A 24,266-nucleotide genomic window follows, 5' to 3' on the forward strand; every position below is an offset into this window, starting at 1 on the left:
ACAAATAAATCAAAAAATTACTTGAAAAGGTAGTCCAAAATGCATTATAATTTTCAACAGGCAACAGGCAACAGGCAACCTGGCCAACCTATCTTTTAAATTCTTCTAACTTCAACTCCCAACTTAAATTTTTCACTGAAACTTATTTTTCCACGCAATCAAGTGAAATTCTGCGAATTTTCGCGCGTTCGCTTCCGCGGTCCTTTTTCGGATCCTGCTTTCGATCCTTTTCCAAATTATCCCAGCAGATTGTTTTTTTCGTGGCCTTTTTCCTTCCTTTTTCGAGTCTTGCATTGACATCACAGACAACTAGGAATGCGATACAGGGTAGTGCGCCGTATTTGACTTTCGATGGTGGTCGTAATCGTGCTGTTAACATCAACGCTTTGCTTTGGATTAAGTTATCTGACGGAACTAAATATACACCATCAACTAATTCTTCATCATATAACTATCCAATTGAGTTGCCAGTTACTGGTCAGAGTTTCACCGATATTAGTATGTTGGTTCCTACTGATACTAATTCAGTCGCATTGAATACTCTTATCGGTCCTCCTTATAATTATTGGAGAGATGATGATGGGGATGGTGACATTCTTGTTGATGGTACTTTAAGCTTATCTATCCTTGATAAAAATAACCAAGCCGTATCACGTAATGCTGTACTAGAAATTGCTAGGGCACCTTATAAAGTTATATTAACTAGTACCAATGGTAAATTAATGACTCGTTATGGGGTTCCTAAAAACGGTTATTTCAGTGCTAGTAATGTGACATATTATATTAATCCTAAGGAACGACCAGTAATTCTTTTTGCTAAGCCGAATCTAAGCTACGGTTCAGGTTCATATGCTGGTCCATCTTCGATGTGGAACCCTAAGAGAGGTTTTCTTACTCAATCAACCGAGCAGTCATCTTATGATTTAAATTTTCCGACAACTGGGGCTGATGGTTTATACTTTGATTTAGCCATTAGTGGAAATAGTAAGGCTTTGTATTGGCAACCTGTTTCTCGTGAAGGTATAACTGCTACTATGAGCAATTCTACAAATACAGGAGTACGTGTTACATTAAAGGGGCCCGTTGTAACCGATTCCTCCCAGCATTGGTCTGAAAATCCACGCCGTATTTATCGACCTAGTCTCCCTCAGACATTTGAGTTAATTGGTCGTGACAGAAAAGGTAATTCGGTCGTTAAATATGGATTTAAGTTAAAACAGTGGTTCGTCAACCGAGGCCAAGCACAATTCGATTATTCGCATACTGTATCTTGGTGTAATCGTATAGGTTATAGTATGCCAAGAGTAGTCGATTTAACTAATTCAACGTATGAGCGAGGAGCCAACTTCCCATCATCAGGTAATTATTATCAACGTCGCATAGGTGCAGGTTTTTTTACCGAGTGGGGTGCTCTTGAGGACGGCTATTACAAAGCTGAATTTCTTTCCAATAGGTATTGGAGTCGAGGCTCAGAGATTGTAAGAGTTGTGAAACCTAGAGACGGAGTTGTCTTTTACCATTACACCGACAACAGATTCTATGGGCTTTGCGTCTATCCTTAGTATTTATTTGTTCATCCTCAATCTTTAGTTACGTTTGAATCACCCGCCTAGGCGGGTTTATTTTTATGTGTTTTATTGAAAAAAGTTGAGGAACGGGGTTTTTGAACCCCAAAATCCTTTTATTGTTCCTTCCATATTCAACTTTTTATTTTTGATTTTCTGCTGGGTTGCCTGAATATGGAAAATGGCTGTCTTTTAGTTGGAATGAGAAATCTTTAGTATCAACTTCCCCAACGGTTTTATCACTGTCATAGAGCGCTAGTAAGAATTCAGCCATTTGGTCGGCAGAATGATATTTGGCAAAACTTTTGTCATAATTATATTCACTGACATTGTTGGCTTTTTTGCCAAATTCAGTTTGCGTTGCCGCTGGGGCGAGTACTTTGGCTCTTAGTTTTGCGTTAGTCTGTATTAGTTCTTGAGCAAGCCCTTCTGTAAAGGCACTGACGTAAAATTTGGTGGCGCAATAGGTTACCGCGTTAGGTACAATGGTATAACCACCTCGTGATGAGATGTTAATCAGCTGTGTGTTACTGTGATTATGGTATTTACGTACATAAAGGGTTGATAGGATGGTTAATGCTTCTATGTTTAGGTGGAGCATTGACTCAATTTTAGTTAACTCTTGTGTACTTACACTACCATAATGTCCAAAACCAGCATTGTTGATCCACGTTTCGATAAAGTAATTTCTTAGTTCATTAAATAATGTGTAGATGGATTGTATATCGGTGAGATCACAAACTTTAATAATGACTTCTATGTCGGGGTTGATTGTTTCTATTTGGTTTTTTAATGATTCTAAATTTTCTATTCTTCTTGCTATTATAATAAGGTCTTTGTTTCTTTTTGCAAAAGCGATCGCTGTTGCGTAACCTATGCCTGAGCTGGCTCCGGTGATGACTGTATATCTTTTTTCAGTGTTAATAATTTCCATTTCTGTTTCGATATCCATTTCCATTTTGTATCCTTTTTATATCCGTATCTATGTTCTAATTAATCAATTTTAGTCGCTCGCATTAAAATTGTTTAGCGAACATTAAAGTTCGCACATATGATAACAATTTTTTGTTTAGAGTATTTTCTTTTTTTAATTAAGGATGTGTATTATATTTATATATAAAATGACTATAAATAGTGTCAAAATTTATTTATTAACAACTGGTGGTTGATAATATGGATTTAGTTAAGTGTATGGAAGCTTTTGTGATAACGGTTAAGACCGGATCGTTTGCTGCAACTTCAATCTCTTTAAATACCTCTCCACAAATGGTCGCAAAGTATATTTTGTTTTTAGAAAATTATTTGGGCTTAAAGTTGTTAAATAGAACGACGCGATCGCAAAATTTGACCGAGTTTGGCAAGCAGTATTATGAGCGATGTCTATTTATTTTAAGTGAGATTAAGAATACTAAGACATTAGCACAAACATATAGTAAGGAGCCGAAAGGTCGTTTAAGAATTAGTGCACCGGTGAGTTATGGTCAATTTAATTTGGTTCCGGTTATCAGCCATTTTATGAAATGTTATCCGAAGGTGAATATTGATATTCAGTTAAACGATCGTTATGTTGATTTAGTTAAAGATGATTTTGATGTGGTGTTTCGAATCGGTTCTTTAAGTGATTCGGGATTAATTGCGAGAAAGCTTAGTGATTTGCAACTTATTTTTGCTGCATCGCCAAGTTATTTGGCTCGTTATGGTGTGCCAGCGGTACCCGATGATTTGAAAAAGCATCAATGTTTGATCTATCAATATGTTAATTCAAATAAAAAAGATAATTTGTGGCCGTTTAAGATAAATGGTGAATTGATTAATGTTCCAATTACAGGATCATTTCAAAGTAATGATACGGCAGCACTGGCTGCGGCAGCTATTGAAGGATTAGGTATTACGATGTTACCTGAGTCGACGTTGAGAGAGTCAATTAAACAAAATAAATTAATCCCCGTTTTACAAAATTTTTTACCGCCGGCGAGGGAAGTTCATTTGTTGTATACCGCCGATAAGCAACGGTTGCCTAAACTCAATATTTTTATCGATTTTATTATTAATGCGATGGCTTAATCAGTATTTAGATAAATAAAAAAAGCGATCTGATGATCGCTTTTTTATTAATTTTTATTGAATTATTTTATTGTTGCAAGTGTGCTTACTTCTTTACCTAACATATTGTTTAGGTAATCTAGATCACTTGCCGTTAAGGTTCCAACTGCATATTTTAACTGTAATAAACTTGTTAAATAGTTGTATTTAGCATCAGAAAGATTTCGTTTTGAGCTATACAGTTGTGTTGTTGCGTTAAGTACGTCAACGATAGTACGTGTTCCCACTTGGTATCCAGAAGAGGTTGCTTCTAATGAGCTTTGTGCTGAAACAACCGCTTGTTGATAAGCTTTAATCGCACTGATCGATGATGAGATGTTGTTGTAAGATGAGCGGATTTGGTTAATCACACTACGATTAGTACTTTCAAGTTTTTCACTTGAGCTTACGAAGCTGTGTTGTGCTTGTTGTACTTGTGATACTGTTGCGCCACCAGAGAATAGTGGTAAGCTAACGCTAACCCCAATTCTGTTATCACCTGCATATTTTTTACCGGCAGTATGACGCTTGTAATTGGTATCACCATAACTCTCGCTTTTATTTAGGTTGGTTGATGCTTCTAAGCTAGCAGTAGGCATAAAACCGGATTGAGCCATTTTGATTTGGTCGCGAGCAATCTCTTGGTTTAACTTCATTGTTAATAAATTGAGATTAGTGGTTTCAGATTGTTTTAACAATGTGTTGATTTGAGTTGGTTGCTCAGTTCTAAAGGTTTTAGTGTCAACGCTGGCAAGTTGAGAATAGAAGCGTCCACTTACTTGGCGTAATGCTTCAAGCGCATTATTTAAATCATTTAATGCATTAACTTGTTGTGCAACAGTTAAGTCGTAATTTGCTTGAGCATTTTGTACGTCGGTAATAGCAACTAGCCCAACTTGATGTTGTTGGCGAGTTTGTTCTAATTGACGACCAATTGCTTTTTTCTGTGCATCGATAAAGCTTAATGCATCAAGGGCTTTTAATACGTTAAAATAGGCTACCGAGGTGTTTAAAATTAATGTTTGGCCTTGGTATTGATAAGAGATATCCGCAATAGTGGCTTGTTTTTTGGTGATATCTAACGCTTTCCAATTAGAAAAATTAAAGATACTTTGTGATACACCAACTTGGTATAAGCTACCGCTTTTAGACTTAACACCGCTATCGTCTCGACGTCCATGTGCTACACCATAAGAAGCACTAAGGCCAACTTGCGGAAGTAAGCTTGCACGAGAACCTGAAATTGCTGAGTAAGCTTTATCTTTTTCAGCTAATGAACTGCGTAGATCTGGGTTGGTTTGTTTCGCTTGTTCATAAACCTGTACTAAGTTTTCAGCAAACACAGATTGGCTTAATACTAAGCCAATTAAAAAGGTTAAAGTTTTTTTCATTAATCTTCTCTTTAAAAGCAATAAAATAGAATAATATTTTCAATTGCATAATTTTAACAGATAATTAGCATATAGAAAGTATACTTATTCGTGATTCGCACTTTTTATTAAAATTTAGCTTAAAATTGAGAATTTGATATGAAATTTAAACCTGTGCTTTATAACAAGAAAGATGTTTTTAATTTAACTAAACGCATTTTATATAAGGGCTTTTTTTCGTTATTGGAATACCGTTTTCAATACCGTAAATTTGATGGTTCAGTCAGTGAGGTGGTGAGTCGCGAAATTCTGGAGCGAGGCCATGCTGTGGTGCTTTTAGCATATGATGATAAGCGTGATGAAGTTGTGCTTATTGAGCAAATTCGGATAGCTGCAATTGAGGCAGAAGATTCGCCTTGGATGTTAGAGTTGATTGCCGGGATGATGGATCATGAGAATGAGTCGATTGAAGAAGTAGCAAAACGAGAGGCCTTGGAAGAGGCGGGTATTGTTGTTGGGCAATGTAAGCCAATTATTAGTTATCTTGCATCACCAGGTGGTTTAACTGAGAAGTTACATGTTTTGGTTGGTCAGGTTGATGCTTCAACCGCAAAAGGTGTGCACGGTTTAGCTGAAGAAAACGAGGATATCAAGGTTCATGTAGTCAGCCGTGAGCAAGCTTATAAGTGGGTTGAAGAAGGCGTAATTAATAATGCGGCATCAATTATTGCATTACAATGGTTACAACTTAATCATTTGACACTAAGAAATGAGTGGAAATAAGCTATTTTTGTTAAATTCAGGAAATTATTGCTTCCCTAAAAATAAATTTTATTTTACAATTTAGTATAACATCATGATTTAAAAATAAAAAATTGTGATGTTGATCACAATATCAATTCTATTGCTGGCATGATTTCATATATATAATTATTGAGGTAGATTTTGGCGTCACTTTTAACGCTTCAAATACAGAATAAGCATTGTGCAAATATTTTGCATATTACTGATACACATCTGTTTGCTGATGAGGATGGTGCTTTATTAGGCATTAAGTCAAATGCGAGTTTTTTATCGGTTATTAATGAAATTAAGCGCGGTAATAGAAAGTATGATTTGATCGTTGCAACAGGTGACTTTGTGCAAGATGGTTCGAAGAAATCCTATGCCCGCTTTGCCGAGCAGATTAAGCAGTTTAATACACCATGTGTTTGGTTGGCTGGTAATCATGATAATTTTAGTTATATGCAGGAAGTTTTTTCGAATTACCAACTGGCTGAAAATAAAGTGGTATCGCTTGGTGATAATTGGTTGATTGTGCTTTTAAATAGCCAAGTTGTTGGCCAGGCATGTGGTTTGTTACCTCAATCTGAGTTGCAATTTCTTGAAAAGACGTTATTAGCTCATACTGATAAAAATGTGATGGTCTTTTTGCATCACCATCCTATTAATTCGGGTTGTCATTGGTTAGATGAGCATATTTTAAAAAATAGTAATGAACTTGAGGAAATCGTTAAAAAATTTCCTTCAATAAAAGGTCTTGGTTGGGGGCATATTCATCAACAACAAGATCATGTTTGGCATAATTGCCACGCGTTTTCTACACCATCTACTTGTTTTCAATTCAAGCCAAATTGTTATGAGTTTCAATTATCTAATGATGAAGCTCCAGGCTGGCGTGAAATTACGCTTAATGAAGATGGAACAATCGAATCTAGCGTTTTCCGTATTGCAGATAATCTGTTTTTGCCTGATGTTTCGCAAAAAGGGTATTAATATTTATCTTTTCAAAGTTTGCTCAAACGTTAATTTTTACAACGATTGTTTAGAGCAATGGAGCAAAAAAGTAAAATAGTCGTTCAACAATCCGTTGCCAGATTGGTCGTTTTTTCCATTTTTCAATATCCACTTTATCTGATTGTGATAAATATTGTTCCAACAGTGTAGATAGTGATTTTGCAAACTGTGCATCATCAATTACCGTTGTGATTTCAAAATTGAGCCATAAACTTCGCATATCTAAGTTAACGGTTCCAACTAAACTAAGTTGGTTGTCGATTAATACACTTTTGGTATGGAGTAAATTATCGTTAAATTGATAAAGCTTAACCCCACCGTTTAATAATTCAGAAAAGAATGCTCGACTTGCCCATTTAACCATTAGCGAATCATTCTTTTTAGGGACGATAATGATTACTTCAACACCTCGTTGAGCGGCTGTACATACTGCGTGTAAAATATCATCACTTGGTACTAAATATGGCGTTGTGAATATAATTTGTTCTTGAGCTGAGTAGATTGCGGTTAAGAGTACCTGGTGGATCATGTTTTCAGTATAACCAGGACCTGAAGCAATCAGTTGCATAATATGTTTTTTATCTTCTGGCGGCTCTGCGAAATCAGTAATTTGAGGTAGGGCTAAATATTTTCCTGTTTCTAGCTCCCAGTCACTGGCGTATATTGCACCCATTAGTGTGGTTACTGGACCACACATTCTGATCATGATATCAACCCACACCCCAACATGTTTATTTTGTTTGAAGAATCGTGGATCTACGATGTTCATGCTACCTGTATATGAGATGTAGTTGTCAATAATGGCGACTTTTCGATGTTGTCGTAAATCAAGTCGTCTAAACATAAATCTTAATAGATTTACTTGTAATGCTTCGATGATGGTTATGCCAGCGTCTCGCATTCTTTGGCTGGCTTTGGAGCGAATAAAATGTCGACTACCGGCTGAGTCAATCATTAGGCGACAGGTGACGCCTCGTTGTGTGGCTTGTATAAGCGCTTGTTCAACATCGTCAGCTCTACCACCTTCGTTCCAGATATAAAAGACCATTTCGATATTTGACTTGGCTTGATTTATGTCTTGAATTAGTTGGTCAAAAATGGCATCGGTATTGCTCAGTAATTCAATGTGGTTGCCTCTGATCCCATCAAGACCTGTTTGATGTTTACAGAGTTGAAAAATAGGTTTGCTAACCTGACTGACTTTGGTGGTAAAGATGTCAGGAAAAGCACTTAATCGGTTAATAAATTTTGTAATAGTCGGGCGCATTTTTTGTGCACGTTTGGCCCTTTGTTGCCCAAGATGAGCTTCACCTAGTGCAAAATAGAGGATGACACCAATTATAGGTAATATATATATTACTAACATCCATGCGATTACGTAAGTGGTTGGTCGTCTTTTGAAGACAATACGTAAGGTGGTTGACACAATAAGCAACCAGTAAACAAGAAATATTAATGTACTTACTAAGGCATGAAATGATGTAAATTGCATAATTATCAGCTATAACTTAAGTTTAGTTTACTAATTGGGTCTTTAGTACAATCGAAATTTTGAAATATTTCAGGCAAAGGTTTTGGATTATTATGTTTATCTACAGAAACATAAGTAAATGTCGCGTCAGTAATGCAGAAGCGTTGTGTTGCATTGTCAGCATCTGTTATTTTTTTTATCCAAACTTCAATACCAATTGTAATGGATGTTGTACCGGTTTTTATACAATGTGCATAACAACAAACAACATCGCCAACCATTGCTGGTTTGTAGAAGGTGATACTACTTGCATTTACTGTTACTACTCTTCTTTTAGCAATTTCTTTAGCTAAAATGCCACCGGCTAAATCCATTTGTGACATTATCCACCCGCCAAATATATGGCCATGAGGGTTGGTGTCTGCTGGCATGGCTAAAGTGCGTAAAACGAGTTGTCCATTTGGGTTGTCTTGCGTCATGTTGAAAGTACTCCTACTTATATTACTTTATCCGTTATCAGCCATTTTATTCATATGCCGATAGATGTATATGCCCGATATCAATGACATGACTAATGATGCAATCGGTAAAATAAATACTTTGAAGATCCAGAAGAAATCACTTGATGCATAATAGGTTGCAACTAGGCTAAATGAACCGCAAGCCGTAAAAAAAGCGATCCATATCAAGTTGAGTTTATTCCAAATAGCGATATCGAGATGTATCTCTTTACCTAACATTTTTTGTAGTAGATTTTTTTTGAAACCAAACTGGCTAATAGATAATGCAGCCGCAAATAAGAAGTTTATGATGGTCACTTTCCACTTAATTATGTCTTGATTTTGTGTATAAAGTGTTATACCACCAAAAACCATTATCATCAGATAGGAGATGAGCTCGACTTTATCAATTTTTTTATACATAACAAGAATAATTAAAAATGAGATGGTTGCTGAAACCATCAAGGCTTGTACGCCAACAAAAATATCGTAAATTGTTAAAAATATAAAAAAGACGATAAGTGGTATAAAATTTAATAGCTGCTTCATTTAATTATTAACCTGAAAGATAAAAGTAAGTGTTCTCAATAAGTGAAAAGCCTATTAAATAGGCTTATTTTTTTGTATGAAGTTCTGGATGAGTTTTACAGTTACCTGATTTGCAATGACCATAAAGATATAAGCTATGAAAGGTGAGTTCCACGCCATATTGCTCTGCAATTTCTTTTTGACGTTTGTTGATAATTTCGTCTCGAAATTCAAAAACTTCTCCACAATCTAAACAAATTAAGTGGTCATGATGTTTTTGTGAGGCAAGCTCAAAAACGGCTCTTCCTCCTTCAAAATTGTGGCGTGTTACAATACCCGCATCATCAAATTGATTTAATACACGATATACAGTAGCAAGACCAATCTCTTCGCCCATATCAAGTAGTTTTTTATAAAGATCTTCCACAGTAATGTGTTGGCATGAAGGATCGCGTAGTAATTCTAAAATTTTTAATCGCGGTAACGTAACCTTTAAACCCGCACTTTTGAGTGCTGCATTGTTATCTTTATCATGATTTGTCATATTACATTCCAATTTAGTTAATTAATTAGGCATATTATAAAATATGAACGGAAAATAAAATAAATCACTTTGATAGATCAAATATTCATTTCGGTTTTTACTTGGTTTACCCAATTATTAATTCTTTCTTCTGTTAATTCTGGTTGGCGATCTTCATCAATGGCTAAACCTACAAAGTGGTTGTCATCAACTAAGCTTTTAGATGCTTCAAAACTGTAACCTTCAGTAGACCAATGACCAACAATTTTTGCGCCTTTAGGTTCGATAATATCGCGAATTGTTCCCATTGCATCACAAAAATATTCAGCATAATCTTCTTGGTCACCACAGCCAAATATTGCGACTGTTTTGCCATTAAAGTCAACGTTTTCTAAGTTAGGAAAAAAATCATCCCAATCCGCTTGAGATTCGCCGTAATACCAAGTTGGGATACCAAAAAATAAGAAGTCATATTTTTCGATATGTTCTTTTGTTGTTTTTGCAATATCAAAAAGATCTGCTTTGTCTGTACCTAAAATTTGTTGGATTTGTTTAGCTACATTTTCTGTGTTGCCTGTGTCACTACCAAAAAAAATTCCAACTTGTGCCATATTTTTACCTTTACTGTTTTTACAATATACATATTTTGAGTATAACACTGTCGGTAGTTATCAGCAATAATTCTCAATAACTCCAAACATAAGTAATTATTTACTACACAATTTTTTCAACTTGAATTAAAATTAGCCACTATTTTATGGCAATCGACGTTTCGGAATTATTTATGAATCTGCATGAGTATCAATCAAAACACCTATTTAAACAATATAATTTGCCAGTGCCAGAAGGTTATGTGTGTAATTCAATCGATGAAATACAAGATACATTGGCTGAGCTCTCTTCTCAATCTAATGCTTGGGTAGCAAAGTGCCAAGTTCATGCAGGTGGACGTGGTAAGTCAGGTGGGGTAATTTGTACTAAAGATTTTAATGAAATTAGATTGTTTGCTGAAAAATGGTTAGGTCAATATTTAGTGACTTATCAAACAACGTCTAAAGGGCAACCAGTTAATAAAATTTTAATTGAAAAAGCGTCTAATATAGAGAAAGAGCTTTATTTAGGGGCGGTTGTTGATCGTAGTACAAAACGCATTGTGATTATGGCATCTACCGAAGGTGGTGTTGAGATCGAAAAAGTCGCTGAGCAATCGCCACATTTAATTCATAAAATATCACTCGACCCTTTAACAGGACCATGCGGATATCAAGGACGAGAGTTAGCTTTTAAACTTGGCTTAACCGGTAAATTAGTCAATCAATTCGCTAAATTATTTGTTAATTTTGCTAATCTTTTCATTGAAAAAGATGTTTCTTTAGCAGAAGTCAATCCTTTAGTTATTACCGATACACAAGAGTTAATCTGTCTAGATGCTAAAGTTGTGCTAGATGATAATGCTATGTTTAGACATCCTGATTTAGTCGTATTAAGAGATACTACACAGGAAGACGAACGGGAGTCGATAGCCGCTAAACAAGGCATTAGCTATGTATCTTTAGATGGCAATATTGGTTGCATGGTTAATGGCGCAGGTCTTGCTATGGCAACTATGGATATGATTAAACTTTATGGTGGTGAGCCAGCAAACTTTTTAGATGTTGGTGGTGGCACGACAAAAGAACGGGTTGCCGAAGCCTTTAAATTGATACTTTCTGATAAAAATGTGAAAGCAATATTAGTCAATATTTTTGGTGGTATTGTTCGCTGCGATCTTATTGCTAATGGCATTATTGATGCAATTAAGGAAATAGGTTTGACTGTCCCTGTTGTCGTTCGTCTTGAAGGTAATAATGCAGAACTAGCAAGAGATATTTTAGCTAAAAGTAAATTAAATGTTATTACCGCAAAAAGTTTAGTCGATGCAGCCCAACAGATCGTCAGTGTTGCACAATAAGAGAATGGGTGGAGAATAATTACTATGTCAATTTTGATTAATAAAGATACAAAAGTTATTTGTCAGGGATTTACTGGCAGCCAAGGTACATTCCATTCTGAACAAGCACTGGCTTATGGTACTAAATTAGTTGGTGGCGTAACACCAGGCAAAGGTGGTACGACACATTTAGGTTTACCTGTTTTTAATACCGTTAAAGAAGCAGTTGAAGCAACCGGTGCAACTGCAACCGTTATTTATGTTCCCGCTGCTTTTGGTAAAGATTCAATTTTAGAAGCCATTGATGCAGGTATAAAATTAATCGTCTGTATTACAGAAGGCATTCCAACCTTGGATATGCTTATTGTTAAAGAAAAATTAACCCAAAATGATGTTGTTATGATTGGTCCAAATTGCCCAGGAATTATTGTTCCTGATGAGTGTAAAATTGGTATCATGCCTGGACATATTCATTTAGCTGGTAAAGTTGGGATTGTTTCGCGTTCAGGTACGCTAACTTATGAAGCAGTTAAACAAACAACTGATATTGGATTAGGCCAATCCGTTTGCGTCGGAATCGGTGGTGATCCCATTCCCGGCAGTGATTATATTTCAATATTAAAATTACTCCAACAAGATCCTAAAACAGAAGCAATAGTTATGATTGGTGAAATTGGTGGTAGCGCAGAAGAAGAAGCCGCCAACTATATTAAACATAATGTTACTAAACCTGTGGTTGCTTATATAGCTGGTGTTTCAGCCCCAGCCGGCAAACGTATGGGACATGCAGGTGCAATCATTTCTGGCAATAAAGGTACCGTAGCAGAAAAAACTAAAGCACTGCAATCAGCAGGTGTTACTGTTGTAAGTAGCTTAGCTCAAATTGGTGAAGCAATAAAAACACATTTTTAAGTTTTATTTTTTTGACATTAATCAATTTTTATTCATTAAATTTTGTTGTACAATAATAACGTTACAAAATTTGTGGGCATTTAAGGATAAGGGAGCGCTTTATGTTAGATATAGTAGAACTGTCACGCCTTCAGTTTGCACTCACTGCGATGTATCATTTTATTTTTGTACCATTAACGCTTGGTATGGCGTTTATGCTTGCAATTATGGAAACGGTATACGTTGTTAGTGGTAAGCAAGTCTGGAAAGATATGACTAAATTCTGGGGTAAACTATTTGGTATCAACTTCGCTGTTGGTGTTGCTACTGGTTTAACTATGGAATTTCAGTTTGGTACAAATTGGTCTTATTATTCGCATTATGTAGGTGATATTTTCGGTGCACCGCTTGCAATAGAAGGATTAATGGCATTTTTCTTAGAATCAACCATGGTTGGTTTATTCTTTTTTGGATGGGATAGATTAAGCCGTGGCAAGCATTTAATGGTCACTTGGTGCGTGGCTTTTGGTTCTAACCTTTCTGCGCTCTGGATTTTAGTTGCCAATGGTTGGATGCAGTTCCCTGTCGGTTCAGACTTTAATCCGATTAACTCAAGAATGGAAATGCAAAGTTTTTTTGAGTTAATTACCAATTCTGTTGCTCAATATAAATTCGTTCACACCGTAGCAGCGGGTTATTTAACTGGTGCTATTTTTGTCTTAAGTATTAGTTCATATTATTTACTCAAAAAACGTGATTTACCATTTGCTAAGCGCTCTTTTGCTGTAGCTGCAGTATTTGGTTTTATTATGTCAATTGTGGTCGCTATTATGGGTGATGAAGCTGGTCATGAAATGACTACTGTACAGCCGGTTAAATTAGCTGCAATTGAAGCTGAATGGGAAACTCAACCAGCACCTGCATCGTTCAACGTTATAGCGTTCCCTTCACAAGAGAAAAAAGAGAACTTGTTTGCGGTTGAAATTCCTTATGTGATGGGAATTATGACAACTCGCTCATTAGATACCAAAGTAACTGGTTTAAAAGATATTTTAGCGGATAATGAGACTCGAATTCGTAATGGTATTGTCGCTTATTCTAGTTTAGAAAAAATTCAAAAAGGCGATAAAGACCCTGCGGTTTTAAAAGCCTTTGAAGATAATAAAGTTGATTTAGGCTATGGTTACCTAGTTAAACGTTTTACCGATAAAGATAACCTAACAATTCCAGAAGCTACTGAAGAACATATTAAAGCAGCGACTGAAGATTCAATCCCAGCTGTATGGCCTTTATTCTGGGCATTTAGAGGAATGGTTGGCTTTGGTTTATTAATGATTTTAGGTACTGGCCTTGCTTTATGGTCAACTTACAAAAATAAAATTGGTGAAAAACGTTGGTTATGCCGTTTACTTCTTTTATCACTCCCATTCCCTTGGTTAGCATGTGAATGTGGTTGGTTTGTTGCAGAATATGGTCGTCAACCTTGGGCAATTCAAGACATATTGCCAACTGGAGTAGCTAATTCATCATTAACTCCAGGTGAAGTACTATTCACTATGGTTCTTATTTGTGGACTTTATACAATGTTCTTAGTTGCTGAGATGTTCTTAATGTTTAAGTTTGCTCGATTAGGACCAAGCTCTTTAGGTACTGGCAGCTATCATTATGAAAAAACACAATCGATATCAGAGTAAGGCATAGGGAGTATATACAATGATTGATTATGAAATTGTAAGAGTCACCTGGTGGGTGCTGATTAGCGTTGTGTTAATCGCCTTTGTTGTCACCGATGGATTTGATATGGGTGTTGGTATCTTACTACCATTTATTGGCAAAACTGATACTGAACGCCGTATTATGATAAATGCAATAGCACCGCACTGGGATGGTAACCAAGTTTGGTTAATTACTGGTGGTGCAGGTATTTTTGCTGCTTGGCCGATGGCTTATGCGGTATCTTTTTCCGGATTTTATATTGCGATGATTTTGGTGTTATGTGCACTGTTTTTTAGACCAATTGGGTTTGATTATCGTAGTAAATTAGAAAATTCTAAATGGCGTAATATGTGGGATATTGCAATCTTTTTAGGTAGCTTTGTTCCTGCTCTTGTTTTCGGTGTTGCATTCGGAAACTTGTTAGAAGGCGTTCCATTTAGATTTGATAATAGTTATCGCTCTTTTTATGATGGTTCATTTTTTGGTTTACTTAACCCATTTGCAATATTAGCAGGTGTTGTGAGTTTAATGTTAATCGTTGCTCATGGTGGTGCTTGGTTGCAAATGAAAACTTCTGGTGAACTTTATTTAAGAGCAAGAAAAGCAACTCAAATAGCTAGTTTAATTATGTTAATTGCATTTGTATTAGCTGGAGTTTGGGTTGCCTTCGGTATTCATGGTTATGAGGTAACTAGCGCTATAGATCCTAATGGTGTTTCAAACCCATTGAGCAAAACTGTTTCGACAGATGTTTCATGGTTAAAAAATTACATGAACTATCCAATATTATGGGTTGTACCAGCTTTAGGTGTTTTATTACCTTTATTTACTATTTTATTTTCTAGTTTAAATAAAAATGGATTAGTGTTTTTATCTTCTGCACTAACCATTGCTTGTGTATTACTGACATATGGTATTGCGACATTCCCATTCATCATTCCTTCAAGCATTATGCCAAATGCGAGTTTGACAATTTGGGACGCATCTTCTAGCCAATTAACACTTAATATCATGTTTGGTGTAGCACTAATCTTTGTACCACTCATTCTGTTCTATACCACATGGTGTTACATTAAGATGTTTGGCCGTTTAGATAAAAATCATATTGAAAATAATAAACATTCACTTTATTAAGGATTTATTATGTATTACTTTCTATGGTTAGCAGGATTAATTGCAGCTTGTATGCTTGCAGTTGTTACAGGACTTTGGCTTGAAAATAACGATAAAGAAACTAAAGAGTCATAAAATAGATAAAAAGGTGGCAAATTGCCACCTTTTTAGTTATAGGGCTGTATATTAGACAAATAATTAACAAATGATAATTGTTTTCATTTAACTATTTTTATATCATAGTGCAGCGAATTTTATAATCATATATAATGACGCAAATTTTTTGTTCAAATTATAAAATATGAAACAATTCAATTGGAATGCAAGAGTCTATTATGAAGACACAGATGCTGGCGGAGTAGTTTATCATGCTAGGTATCTAGCCTTCTTTGAACGAGCTAGAACGGAAATGCTAAGACATCTTGATATTAGTCAGCAAAAGTTATTACAGGAAAGTATTGCATTTGTTGTCAAAAAGATGGATATTAGCTACGATTTTCCAGCCCGTTTAGATGACATGCTAACTATCAGCACTAAGGTTGAGCAAATTCGTAAGGCGTCTATTATTTTTAAACAGACAATTTTAAACCAGAATAAGCAAATTATCAGCAGCGCTGATGTCGTTATTGCTTGTGTCAATATGACTAAAATGAAGCCGTGTGCGCTTCCCAAGTTATTAGTTTTGGAGTTAATTTAAGTGGATAATCTCAATATTATTGATCTATTTTTACAAGCTGGACTTTTAGTACAAGGTGTTATGTTATTGTTATTAGCATTTTCGGTAATGTCTTGGGCTATCATTTTCCAACGTAGCAAAATTTTAAGCAAAGCAAAAAAACAAGTCGAACAGTTTGACGATAGTTTTTGGTCTGCCGAAGACTTAAATGTGCTCTTTGATAAAGCAAAATTCAATAAAGAAGAGATCTGTGGCACAGAACATATTTTCTATTCGGGATTTAAAGAATTTTCTCGTTTATATCAAATTAATCCAAATATGCCTGAAGCTGCATTAGATGGCGCATCTCGTTCAATGCGTTTAGCAATGAATCGTGAATTAGATAACTTAGAATTGCATATCCCATTCTTAGGAACAGTCGGTTCAATCAGTCCATATATTGGTCTTTTTGGTACTGTTTGGGGTATTATGCATGCCTTTATTTCACTTGGCGCAGTTAAGCAAGCTACATTACAAATGGTTGCACCAGGTATTGCGGAAGCGTTAATTGCAACAGCTATTGGTTTGTTTGCGGCGATTCCAGCGGTATTAGCATATAATCGATTATCATTAAGTGTAAGTCGAATGGAACAAAACTATTTGAACTTCATTGATGAGTTTTCTACAATTTTACAACGTCAAGCAGTAGCTGTTAGGAAATAATTATGAGTAGACGTTCACGCTATTCAACCAAATCAGAAATCAATATTGTACCGTTACTTGACGTATTGCTTGTATTAGTATTGATTTTTATGGCGACAGCCCCAATTATTAGTCAAAGTGTTGAAGTTGATCTGCCTGAAGCGACAGAGTCAAAAACTGTTTCACCTTCCGATAATAAACCAATTATTATTGAGGTTTCCGGAGTTGGTGTTTATGCAATAATTATTGATCAAAATCGACAATCGAATATACCTCAAGAGCAAATTGTTGCAGAAGTTAAACAGCAAATGTCATTAAATGATAAAGCAGTATTTTTAGTCGGTGGAGCTAAACAAGTTCCTTATGAAGAAATTATAAAAGCTTTGAATTTGCTTCAATCTGCGGGTGTTAAATCTGTCGGTTTGATGACTCAACCAATTTAAATTAATAATTATAAAAAATGTCAGCAATGTCTAACAAGTTAAGATCAAAACTAAGTCTACCAGTTATCATATCCATTATTTTACATGGTATATTGATTATTGTTTTAGGATATCAATTTATTCCTGATGATAATGGAGAAAATTACGGTAGCATTAATGGTAATTCTATTGACGCAATCATGATTGATCCGTCAGTTATGACCGAACAATATCAAAGACAATTGCAGGCGCAAGTTAATCAGGAAAAAGCAAATCAACAGCGTCAAGAGCAATTAGACAAACAAGTTAAAGAATTAGCCGAAAAAGCCGAAGCCGAAAAAGCTGCTGCTGAAAAGGCTGCTGCTGAGAAAGCCGCTGCCGAAAAAGCTGCCGCTGAAAAAGCCGCTGCCGAAAAAGCTGCTGCTGAAAAAGCTGCTGCTGAAAAAGCTGCTGCTGAAAAAGCTGCTGCAGAAAAAGCCGCTGCAGAGAAAGCTGCTGCAGAAAAGGCTGCTGCAGAGAAAGCTGCTGCAGAAAAGGCTGCCGCAGAAAAAGCCGCTGCAGAAAAGGCTGCTGCTGAGAAAGCCGCTGCAGAAAAGGCTGCCGCAGAAAAAGCCGCTGCAGAAAAGGCTGCTGCTGAGAAAGCCGCTGCAGAAAAGGCTGCTGCAGAGAAAGCCGCTGCAGAAAAAGCTGCTGCCGAGAAAGCTGCCGCCGAAAAGGCCGCAGCTGCAAAAAGGGCTGAGCAAGCAAAAAAGGATAAAGCGCTTAATGATCTCTTAGGCGGTCTTACATCAGGCTCTCCTGATGTTTCCGGTGGTGCAGCTAGTCGTAGAGGTGTCTCAGATGGCGAATTAAATAAATATCGATCGTTAGTACAAAATGCAATTAGCAATAAGTTTATTAATCCGCAAAATCTTTATCGAGGAAAAACTTGTACATTACAAATCCAGATAGCGCCTGATGGTTTATTGCTGAATGTAACCTCAAAAGGCGGTGATGCTGAATTATGTCGAGAGGCTTTAGCAGCTACTAAATTAGCGGTTATACCAAAACCTTCTAGTAAGTTATACAATGAAGTTAAAACAATGACTATTGATTTCCAACCCAAATAAGTAAGATCTGAACTGCTTAAATCTCAATACCATATTTAACTATTCCATCTATTAATAAATAAATATTTCGCATTTTAATAATCAGATGTTGAAAATTTACTAATCATCCCAATATATTCTCTATTCATTCCGAAATAAGTGTTTTAGTAAGAGAAGGAGCAGAATATGACAACAATTGTCAGTGTCCGTCGTGAAGGTCAAGTCGTTATTGGAGGCGATGGGCAAGTTACATTAGGTGAACGAATTATTATGAAGGGTAATGCTCGAAAAGTTCGCCGTTTATACAATAATAAAGTGATAGCAGGATTTGCTGGAGGTACAGCAGATGCTTTTACATTATTTGAATTATTTGAACGTAAATTAGAAATGCACCAAGGTCATTTAACTAAAGCAGCAGTTGAACTAGCCAAAGATTGGCGAACCGATAGGATGTTGCGTAAGCTAGAAGCATTACTTGCTGTAGCTGATGAAACCGCATCATTAATTATTACTGGTACAGGGGATGTTATTCAACCAGAAGATGATCTGATTGCGATAGGTTCTGGTGGGCCTTATGCACAAGCTGCTGCAAGAGCTTTATTAGATAATACTTCATTATCTGCGCATGATATTGTACAAAAATCGCTATCAATAGCTGGTGACATTTGTGTTTACACCAATAACTTCCAAACTATTGAAGAGCTTAATTACTAATTAAAACTGATTTAAGAGAAATATTATTATGTCTGAAATGACTCCTCGCGAAATTGTAAGCGAATTAAACCAACATATTATTGGACAAGATAAAGCAAAACGTTCTGTTGCTATTGCTTTACGTAATCGCTGGCGTCGTATGCAACTTGATGAAGCATTACGTCATGAAGTTACACCAAAAAATATTCTTATGATAGGCCCAACAGGGGTAGGTAAAACAGAAATCGCAAGACGATTAGCTAAACTTGCACATGCTCCATTTATCAAAGTAGAGGCCACAAAATTTACGGAAGTTGGCTATGTAGGTAAAGAAGTTGACTCAATCATTCGTGATCTTACCGATTCTGCTGTTAAGATGATTCGTCAAGAAGCAATTGAACGAAATCGTAATAGAGCAGAAGAATTAGCTGAAGAACGTATTTTAGATGTGCTAGTACCGCCAGCAAAAGATGGTTGGGGGCAAGTTGAAAACAATAATGATTCAACTGCTAGACAAGCATTTAGAAAAAAATTACGTGAAGGCGCTCTTGATGATAAGGAAATTGAGATTGAAATAGCTGGCGTTAATATTGGTGTTGAAATTATGGCACCGCCAGGTATGGAAGAGATGACCAATCAACTGCAGTCAATGTTTCAAAATTTAGGTGGTCAAAAAACCAAAGCTCGTAAAATGAAGATCAAAGATGCCTTGAAACAGCTAATTGAAGAAGAAGCTGCTAAATTGGTTAATCCCGATGATCTTAAACACGAAGCCATTGAAGCTGTCGAGCAAAATGGTATTGTGTTTATCGATGAGATCGATAAGGTGTGTAAGCGTGGTAATTCATCTGGTCCTGATGTTTCACGTGAAGGTGTTCAACGTGATTTACTACCACTTGTTGAAGGTTGTACTGTTTCAACTAAACATGGTTCAGTAAAAACTGATCATATTTTGTTTATCGCATCAGGTGCGTTCCAAACTGCGAGTCCTTCAGATTTGATTCCTGAGCTGCAAGGACGTTTACCAATTCGCGTTGAATTACAAGCATTAACTAGTGAAGATTTTGAGCGTATTTTAACGGAACCTAATGCGTCGTTAACAGTGCAATATAAAGCATTAATGGCAACAGAAGGTGTTAATATTGATTTTACACCAGATGGGATTCGTAAAATTGCTGAATCTGCTTGGCAAGTTAATGAGCAAAATGAGAATATCGGTGCTCGCCGTTTGCATACTGTGCTTGAACGTTTGATGGAAGAGGTTTCTTTCGAAGCCAGTGAATTGGGTGGTCAAACCATTACAATTGATGCTAAATATGTCAGCGATCATCTTGATAAACTTGTTGCTGATGAAGATTTAAGCAAATTCATTTTATAATCAAATAGATTAATTGAATAAAAAAAGGTGAGTTATTTAGCTCACCTTTTTTATATCTATTATCATTATTTCATCAAATATTTATTTCTTGATAAATTCACCTAAAATATCAACTGCTTTTTGTCTAGATTTATCTTTATCTCTGGAACCATTGTTTTCTAATTTATCACGTAGCTTATCTAAACGTTGTTGTAATTTATCACTAAGCACATCAGATACTATTTTGGCAATATCTAGTTGATAGTGTAAATTAGAAAATTGACCATATATACGTAGTGGTATAGTCACTTTTTGTAGTTTTGCAATAGTTTCACTTTTACTATTCCAACCACCTAATATTTTTATATTTAGATTAACATCTAAATCACGATTAACCATTCCCACTCTTCCTGAACTATCTATCACATTTAATGTTTCAGAGTTTGCATTGAGTGGATTAAGATCAATGTTACCTTGATTTATATAAGCATTGGTTGTGATTTTATGAAACTCAGTATATTTTTTATGATTTTCAGAACTTATATTACCATTGCTATATTTCGCGGCGGCATTTTCGATGATGCTTTGGATGTTAATATTATTTAGTTTAGCATTAGTAATGACGATATTAGCATTACCTTTAATGTTCTCTAATAATTTAGTTGTTGATAATGTATTGGCTTCTAATACTCCAGAAGCATTGAATATACCATCAAGATCATAAGCCATATTCATTTGCGTAAAAAATGAGCTTAAATTGATATTGCTAACTTTAGTATTCAATTTAACTTGTGGGTTTTTTTGTTTACCATTAGCGGTGCCGTTGGCAGCAATTTGCCCATTTGCAAAATTGAAAGTTAGATTTTTTAAGTTTGCTATACCATCTTGATTGTCAACTTCAACATTCAAATTACCTAATGCAATTTTATCCGCTTTGACTTCTTTGATATTTATTTTTGCTTTTCCATCAAATGAATTAAGCATACTTAATTCATTATCATTTTTGGAAACATTCGATACAACTGGTGAAGTTTGTTGAACGTTAGTACTTTTCGTTGAATTTTCATTTTTTTGGATAAAAGGTGTTAAATCAAATTTATTTGAATTTAATTGGAAATCGATCACCGGTTTGTTATCAAAACGGACATTGATCTTACTTGTAAAATCATTATCGTTAATTGAGAAAACCAAATTTTGGCTATCCAATTGCATTGGTGCTTTTTGATAATTAAATACGCCAGTTACATTACCTTTTATCTCTTTTTCTGAATTGACTATGCCGTTAAACGTGTAATCCAATTTTTTTAAATCAATAACTGCTTTTTCAGGGAATTGGGCTAAATCAATATTGGCGTTTAATGAATAATATAAGTCTTGCTGGTTTTTATCGATATTCCCATTGAGTTCAAGAGAAAGGTTTTTATCGTTATTTTTTTCTAATAACAGATTAATATTTCTGAAATTTATCAAATCACGATTATGCTGAAATGCAATTGTACTATCCGCTATTTCAAACTTATTTAAACTGAACTTCCAATCAGATGGATTTTTTTTATCTTCAGATGGTTGTTTTTCAGAAGAATTAGTTATAGCTTGAGTGCTATTTTTAGCATTTTCACCTTTGCTTTCATCCGTAATATTGATTGTTGCTGATTTAATAAATACATTTTTAATTGCTAAATTTTTTGAAAACAAAGGAAGAAGCTCAACATCAAGCCTCATGTTGTCAGCGGTTAAAAGAGGTTTTGTTGCACCGCTATCGGATAATTTAACCGAATCAGTTAAAATACTAACTTGAGGCCAGATATGCCAACGTAGATTGCCCTCTATAGTCAGTTCATACCCTGTTTTGTCTTTCACTGTTTGTGAGATGTAACCACGAAAATTATTAGGATCAACAAATATAATAAGGGAAGCGATACTGATAACAATGACCAAAATTAAGATAAATAGCGTAACCAATATTTTTTTTATCATATTAATGTCCTTTATTAAGGTTATGAACTGTATTAGTCTTTATCAATACGACTGGCGACAGCGCCATGTTGGTCTTTATACTTTGCATCTTGTCTGCGATTATATGGTCTAGAAGCTGGTCCACTAAGTGTTTCAAAACTTAATGCACCAATAGTCATACCAGGTCTAAGTGCTACTGGTATCTTTCCTGAGTTGTAAAATTCTAAAACAATTTGTCCATGCCAGCCTGGATCGATACGATGAGCAGTAACATGTACCATAAGTCCTAAGCGAGCTAATGATGAACGGCCATCTAACCAGCCAACCAAATCATCAGGAATAGTAACTGATTCGAGTGTCACTGCTAAAGCAAGTTCGCCAGGATGTAAATAAAATGCTTCACCTTCAGCTAATATCATCTCTTCGCTCATAACGCGATCTAGAACGGCTGCAACTTCTTCTTTAGGTCCACTTAAATCAATATAAGGTGTTGTATGCTCTCTGAAAGTACGAAATTGATTACCTAATCGAACATCTACTGTTGCTCCATTAATACAACTTGATGCAGGTTGTGGCGTGATTTTTAATTTACCACTATCTAAATATGCTTCAATATCACGGTCACATAATCTCATAAGTTATCCTTAAAGTCTGCTTTTTATCTTATTCTAGCAGGTTCTTTTGATGGCGTCGATGTTGGTTGGTTAAGGTTGTATCACCCAAGCTCGACCAAAATGATTGTAATAACCTGCTTGTTTACCTGCTTTGTTTCCAATACCTAGATAAAGATCAAAGTGATGGCCTTTAATTGCCCCGCCAACATCAAGCGCAACCATTAAACGAACTTCCCGCCTTCCACGATATTGACCATCATTATCAAGCAGTGGTACATCAACTAATACAACTGAACCGGTTGGGACTAATGTTTTATCTGATGCCACTGCTGCATTGGCAACTAAAGGTACTGCTGCTGCACCTTTTACTTCGGCGTTATATTGCGGTTTAAAAAACACAAATGATCGGTTTTGGATTAATAGCTCTTTGACTTTCTTTTCACTCTTACTTTTTGCCCAATCTCTTATGGATTGAATAGACATATCTTCTTTAGCGATCTCTCCTGATTCAACCAATAAGCGTCCTATACTTGAATAGCCATGGCCATTTTTTCCACCATAACAGAAGAAAACAAGCGGATTACCATCTTCAAAATCGATATAGGCACTTCCTTGGACTTCCATTATGAAATTGTCCATTAATGAATTACTATAAGCGATCTCCAGTCCTTTTCCAGCTAATGCGCCATTGTAGATCTGTTCTCGACTTGGTAACTGCCCTTTAGATTGGGTTGGCATTCTATAAATTGGATATTTAAATTCACCAGTTGGTTGGTATCTAGCCTTAATAACCGGAGTGTAATAACCGGTTAGATGTACATTACCATATCCATCTTTACCAGCCATTTCATAACTTTTTAGACCCACTTTATGGAATTCTGCTGAGCCCAATGAGCGATTAATCCAAGCATCAACGGCTTTATAAATATGTTCATTTTTACGATACAAAGAAGGCGATGTTGTTTTTATTTTTTCAATTTGAATCGTATAGTCAGAAATATTTACAGGCACAGCTAAATGCGGACGACTGGCATTTAAATCATGTGGTAGTTTACCGTCTTTAAATTGTTTACTTGATGAATTAGGATCACTCTGGCAGCCAGCAAGTAGTGACATGATAAATGCTAAACATAATAGATAAATGTGAAATTTGTTTTCTTTCATCTTGATAATTTATTGTAATAAGTTAAATGATATGGTTGGTTATGCTACACAATTCTATTATAAGAAACTACCAATAATTATGATATTGCTATAAAAATTTTTCATGTGATTGAGCTTGCGATTTAGCGC

General features: G+C 35.7%; 25 protein-coding genes. 15 read left to right on the forward strand and 10 right to left on the reverse strand.

Annotated elements, in window-relative coordinates:
- The first annotated feature begins 293 nt into the window (after positions 1 to 293).
- A complete protein-coding gene (locus J3U00_RS00650; protein WP_267331209.1) occupies positions 294 to 1,562 on the forward strand; it encodes a hypothetical protein in 1,269 nt (422 codons plus the stop codon).
- Positions 1,563 to 1,707: 145 nt separating this feature from the next.
- Here the strand turns inward: J3U00_RS00650 and J3U00_RS00655 are convergent, their stop codons facing one another.
- Positions 1,708 to 2,523: an SDR family NAD(P)-dependent oxidoreductase gene (locus J3U00_RS00655; RefSeq protein ID WP_267331210.1), complete on the reverse strand. Its 816-nt coding sequence runs from the start codon at positions 2,521 to 2,523 to the stop codon at positions 1,708 to 1,710.
- A 215-nt stretch (positions 2,524 to 2,738) separates the two neighbouring features.
- Here J3U00_RS00655 and J3U00_RS00660 point away from each other — a divergent pair, with 215 nt between their 5' ends.
- Complete coding sequence (locus J3U00_RS00660) at positions 2,739 to 3,629, forward strand: LysR family transcriptional regulator (RefSeq protein WP_267331211.1); 891 nt, start codon at positions 2,739 to 2,741, stop codon at positions 3,627 to 3,629.
- A gap of 62 nt (positions 3,630 to 3,691) precedes the next feature.
- On the opposite strand, the gene tolC is transcribed toward J3U00_RS00660, so the two are convergent.
- Positions 3,692 to 5,038, reverse strand: coding sequence for an outer membrane channel protein TolC (tolC, locus tag J3U00_RS00665; protein WP_267331212.1), 1,347 nt, complete (start codon positions 5,036 to 5,038; stop codon positions 3,692 to 3,694).
- A gap of 138 nt (positions 5,039 to 5,176) precedes the next feature.
- Between tolC and nudF the strand changes: the two genes are divergently transcribed.
- Positions 5,177 to 5,800, forward strand: a complete 624-nt coding sequence (gene nudF / locus J3U00_RS00670) for an ADP-ribose diphosphatase (protein WP_267331213.1) — start codon at positions 5,177 to 5,179, stop codon at positions 5,798 to 5,800.
- A gap of 162 nt (positions 5,801 to 5,962) precedes the next feature.
- Complete coding sequence (gene cpdA / locus J3U00_RS00675; RefSeq protein WP_267331214.1) at positions 5,963 to 6,793, forward strand: 3',5'-cyclic-AMP phosphodiesterase; 831 nt, start codon at positions 5,963 to 5,965, stop codon at positions 6,791 to 6,793.
- 49 nt (positions 6,794 to 6,842) lie between these two features.
- On the opposite strand, the gene cls is transcribed toward cpdA, so the two are convergent.
- The 5 genes from cls to fldA all read right to left on the reverse strand — a co-directional run bounded on the left by cls (position 6,843) and on the right by fldA (position 10,447).
- Positions 6,843 to 8,306, reverse strand: coding sequence for a cardiolipin synthase (gene cls / locus J3U00_RS00680; protein WP_267331215.1), 1,464 nt, complete (start codon positions 8,304 to 8,306; stop codon positions 6,843 to 6,845).
- A gap of 5 nt (positions 8,307 to 8,311) precedes the next feature.
- Positions 8,312 to 8,764 carry an acyl-CoA thioester hydrolase YciA gene (yciA, locus tag J3U00_RS00685; protein WP_065562254.1) on the reverse strand — a complete coding sequence of 151 codons (453 nt, stop codon included), beginning with the start codon at positions 8,762 to 8,764 and terminating at the stop codon, positions 8,312 to 8,314.
- Positions 8,765 to 8,791: 27 nt separating this feature from the next.
- On the reverse strand, positions 8,792 to 9,334 hold the full coding sequence (locus J3U00_RS00690; RefSeq protein ID WP_065562253.1) for an inner membrane-spanning protein YciB: 543 nt from the start codon (positions 9,332 to 9,334) through the stop codon (positions 8,792 to 8,794).
- A 64-nt stretch (positions 9,335 to 9,398) separates the two neighbouring features.
- Positions 9,399 to 9,857 (reverse strand): ferric iron uptake transcriptional regulator, encoded by a 459-nt coding sequence (gene fur, locus J3U00_RS00695; protein WP_065562252.1) that lies wholly within the window; start codon positions 9,855 to 9,857, stop codon positions 9,399 to 9,401.
- Between the two features lie 77 nt (positions 9,858 to 9,934).
- Positions 9,935 to 10,447: a flavodoxin FldA gene (gene fldA, locus J3U00_RS00700; protein WP_065562251.1), complete on the reverse strand. Its 513-nt coding sequence runs from the start codon at positions 10,445 to 10,447 to the stop codon at positions 9,935 to 9,937.
- A gap of 173 nt (positions 10,448 to 10,620) precedes the next feature.
- Between fldA and sucC the strand changes: the two genes are divergently transcribed.
- From sucC to hslU, 11 genes are all read left to right on the forward strand, one after another.
- The gene (sucC, locus tag J3U00_RS00705) at positions 10,621 to 11,787 is read left to right on the forward strand and encodes an ADP-forming succinate--CoA ligase subunit beta (RefSeq protein WP_065562250.1); all 1,167 of its coding nucleotides are present in this window, start codon (positions 10,621 to 10,623) and stop codon (positions 11,785 to 11,787) included.
- A 24-nt stretch (positions 11,788 to 11,811) separates the two neighbouring features.
- A complete protein-coding gene (sucD, locus tag J3U00_RS00710; RefSeq protein ID WP_267331216.1) occupies positions 11,812 to 12,678 on the forward strand; it encodes a succinate--CoA ligase subunit alpha in 867 nt (288 codons plus the stop codon).
- 101 nt (positions 12,679 to 12,779) lie between these two features.
- The gene (locus J3U00_RS00715; protein WP_220225069.1) at positions 12,780 to 14,351 is read left to right on the forward strand and encodes a cytochrome ubiquinol oxidase subunit I; all 1,572 of its coding nucleotides are present in this window, start codon (positions 12,780 to 12,782) and stop codon (positions 14,349 to 14,351) included.
- 19 nt (positions 14,352 to 14,370) lie between these two features.
- Complete coding sequence (gene cydB, locus J3U00_RS00720) at positions 14,371 to 15,507, forward strand: cytochrome d ubiquinol oxidase subunit II (protein WP_065562247.1); 1,137 nt, start codon at positions 14,371 to 14,373, stop codon at positions 15,505 to 15,507.
- Between the two features lie 9 nt (positions 15,508 to 15,516).
- Entirely contained in the window at positions 15,517 to 15,621 is a 105-nt protein-coding gene (gene cydX, locus J3U00_RS00725) for a cytochrome bd-I oxidase subunit CydX (protein ID WP_065562246.1), read from the forward strand.
- A 166-nt stretch (positions 15,622 to 15,787) separates the two neighbouring features.
- Entirely contained in the window at positions 15,788 to 16,183 is a 396-nt protein-coding gene (gene ybgC, locus J3U00_RS00730; protein ID WP_220225068.1) for a tol-pal system-associated acyl-CoA thioesterase, read from the forward strand.
- On the forward strand, positions 16,184 to 16,864 hold the full coding sequence (gene tolQ / locus J3U00_RS00735) for a protein TolQ (protein ID WP_065734266.1): 681 nt from the start codon (positions 16,184 to 16,186) through the stop codon (positions 16,862 to 16,864).
- A 2-nt stretch (positions 16,865 to 16,866) separates the two neighbouring features.
- A complete protein-coding gene (gene tolR, locus J3U00_RS00740) occupies positions 16,867 to 17,286 on the forward strand; it encodes a colicin uptake protein TolR (protein ID WP_086364301.1) in 420 nt (139 codons plus the stop codon).
- A gap of 17 nt (positions 17,287 to 17,303) precedes the next feature.
- Complete coding sequence (tolA, locus tag J3U00_RS00745; protein WP_416380182.1) at positions 17,304 to 18,374, forward strand: cell envelope integrity protein TolA; 1,071 nt, start codon at positions 17,304 to 17,306, stop codon at positions 18,372 to 18,374.
- Between the two features lie 165 nt (positions 18,375 to 18,539).
- Complete coding sequence (gene hslV, locus J3U00_RS00750; protein ID WP_065562241.1) at positions 18,540 to 19,067, forward strand: ATP-dependent protease subunit HslV; 528 nt, start codon at positions 18,540 to 18,542, stop codon at positions 19,065 to 19,067.
- 28 nt (positions 19,068 to 19,095) lie between these two features.
- Positions 19,096 to 20,424 (forward strand): HslU--HslV peptidase ATPase subunit, encoded by a 1,329-nt coding sequence (gene hslU / locus J3U00_RS00755; protein WP_065734269.1) that lies wholly within the window; start codon positions 19,096 to 19,098, stop codon positions 20,422 to 20,424.
- A gap of 81 nt (positions 20,425 to 20,505) precedes the next feature.
- Here the strand turns inward: hslU and asmA are convergent, their stop codons facing one another.
- From asmA to mltA, 3 genes are all read right to left on the reverse strand, one after another.
- Positions 20,506 to 22,380 carry an outer membrane assembly protein AsmA gene (gene asmA / locus J3U00_RS00760; protein WP_220225066.1) on the reverse strand — a complete coding sequence of 625 codons (1,875 nt, stop codon included), beginning with the start codon at positions 22,378 to 22,380 and terminating at the stop codon, positions 20,506 to 20,508.
- A 32-nt stretch (positions 22,381 to 22,412) separates the two neighbouring features.
- Positions 22,413 to 22,994 carry a dCTP deaminase gene (gene dcd / locus J3U00_RS00765; protein WP_065562238.1) on the reverse strand — a complete coding sequence of 194 codons (582 nt, stop codon included), beginning with the start codon at positions 22,992 to 22,994 and terminating at the stop codon, positions 22,413 to 22,415.
- A 69-nt stretch (positions 22,995 to 23,063) separates the two neighbouring features.
- A complete protein-coding gene (gene mltA, locus J3U00_RS00770; RefSeq protein WP_065734271.1) occupies positions 23,064 to 24,137 on the reverse strand; it encodes a murein transglycosylase A in 1,074 nt (357 codons plus the stop codon).
- Positions 24,138 to 24,266: the final 129 nt, after the last annotated feature.

It is taken from the genome of Gilliamella sp. B3127, assembly GCF_026536935.1.
GTDB classification, from domain to species: Bacteria; Pseudomonadota; Gammaproteobacteria; order Enterobacterales; family Orbaceae; genus Gilliamella; species Gilliamella apicola_E.

Excerpts from the sequence above, each read along its gene's own strand:
- J3U00_RS00715 (WP_220225069.1), top strand. The coding sequence starts at position 12,780 with ATGTTAGATATAGTAGAACTGTCACGCCTTCAGTTTGCACTCACTGCG.
- cydB (WP_065562247.1), top strand. The coding sequence starts at position 14,371 with ATGATTGATTATGAAATTGTAAGAGTCACCTGGTGGGTGCTGATTAGC.
- J3U00_RS00660 (WP_267331211.1), top strand. The coding sequence starts at position 2,739 with ATGGATTTAGTTAAGTGTATGGAAGCTTTTGTGATAACGGTTAAGACC.
- cls (WP_267331215.1), bottom strand. The coding sequence starts at position 8,306 with ATGCAATTTACATCATTTCATGCCTTAGTAAGTACATTAATATTTCTT.
- hslV (WP_065562241.1), top strand. The coding sequence starts at position 18,540 with ATGACAACAATTGTCAGTGTCCGTCGTGAAGGTCAAGTCGTTATTGGA.
- dcd (WP_065562238.1), bottom strand. The coding sequence starts at position 22,994 with ATGAGATTATGTGACCGTGATATTGAAGCATATTTAGATAGTGGTAAA.
- nudF (WP_267331213.1), top strand. The coding sequence starts at position 5,177 with ATGAAATTTAAACCTGTGCTTTATAACAAGAAAGATGTTTTTAATTTA.
- ybgC (WP_220225068.1), top strand. The coding sequence starts at position 15,788 with ATGAAACAATTCAATTGGAATGCAAGAGTCTATTATGAAGACACAGAT.
- fur (WP_065562252.1), bottom strand. The coding sequence starts at position 9,857 with ATGACAAATCATGATAAAGATAACAATGCAGCACTCAAAAGTGCGGGT.
- sucD (WP_267331216.1), top strand. The coding sequence starts at position 11,812 with ATGTCAATTTTGATTAATAAAGATACAAAAGTTATTTGTCAGGGATTT.
- fldA (WP_065562251.1), bottom strand. The coding sequence starts at position 10,447 with ATGGCACAAGTTGGAATTTTTTTTGGTAGTGACACAGGCAACACAGAA.
- asmA (WP_220225066.1), bottom strand. The coding sequence starts at position 22,380 with ATGATAAAAAAAATATTGGTTACGCTATTTATCTTAATTTTGGTCATT.
- cydX (WP_065562246.1), top strand. The coding sequence starts at position 15,517 with ATGTATTACTTTCTATGGTTAGCAGGATTAATTGCAGCTTGTATGCTT.
- mltA (WP_065734271.1), bottom strand. The coding sequence starts at position 24,137 with ATGAAAGAAAACAAATTTCACATTTATCTATTATGTTTAGCATTTATC.
- J3U00_RS00655 (WP_267331210.1), bottom strand. The coding sequence starts at position 2,523 with ATGGAAATGGATATCGAAACAGAAATGGAAATTATTAACACTGAAAAA.
- hslU (WP_065734269.1), top strand. The coding sequence starts at position 19,096 with ATGTCTGAAATGACTCCTCGCGAAATTGTAAGCGAATTAAACCAACAT.
- yciA (WP_065562254.1), bottom strand. The coding sequence starts at position 8,764 with ATGACGCAAGACAACCCAAATGGACAACTCGTTTTACGCACTTTAGCC.
- tolR (WP_086364301.1), top strand. The coding sequence starts at position 16,867 with ATGAGTAGACGTTCACGCTATTCAACCAAATCAGAAATCAATATTGTA.
- J3U00_RS00690 (WP_065562253.1), bottom strand. The coding sequence starts at position 9,334 with ATGAAGCAGCTATTAAATTTTATACCACTTATCGTCTTTTTTATATTT.
- tolA (WP_416380182.1), top strand. The coding sequence starts at position 17,304 with ATGTCAGCAATGTCTAACAAGTTAAGATCAAAACTAAGTCTACCAGTT.
- sucC (WP_065562250.1), top strand. The coding sequence starts at position 10,621 with ATGAATCTGCATGAGTATCAATCAAAACACCTATTTAAACAATATAAT.
- tolC (WP_267331212.1), bottom strand. The coding sequence starts at position 5,038 with ATGAAAAAAACTTTAACCTTTTTAATTGGCTTAGTATTAAGCCAATCT.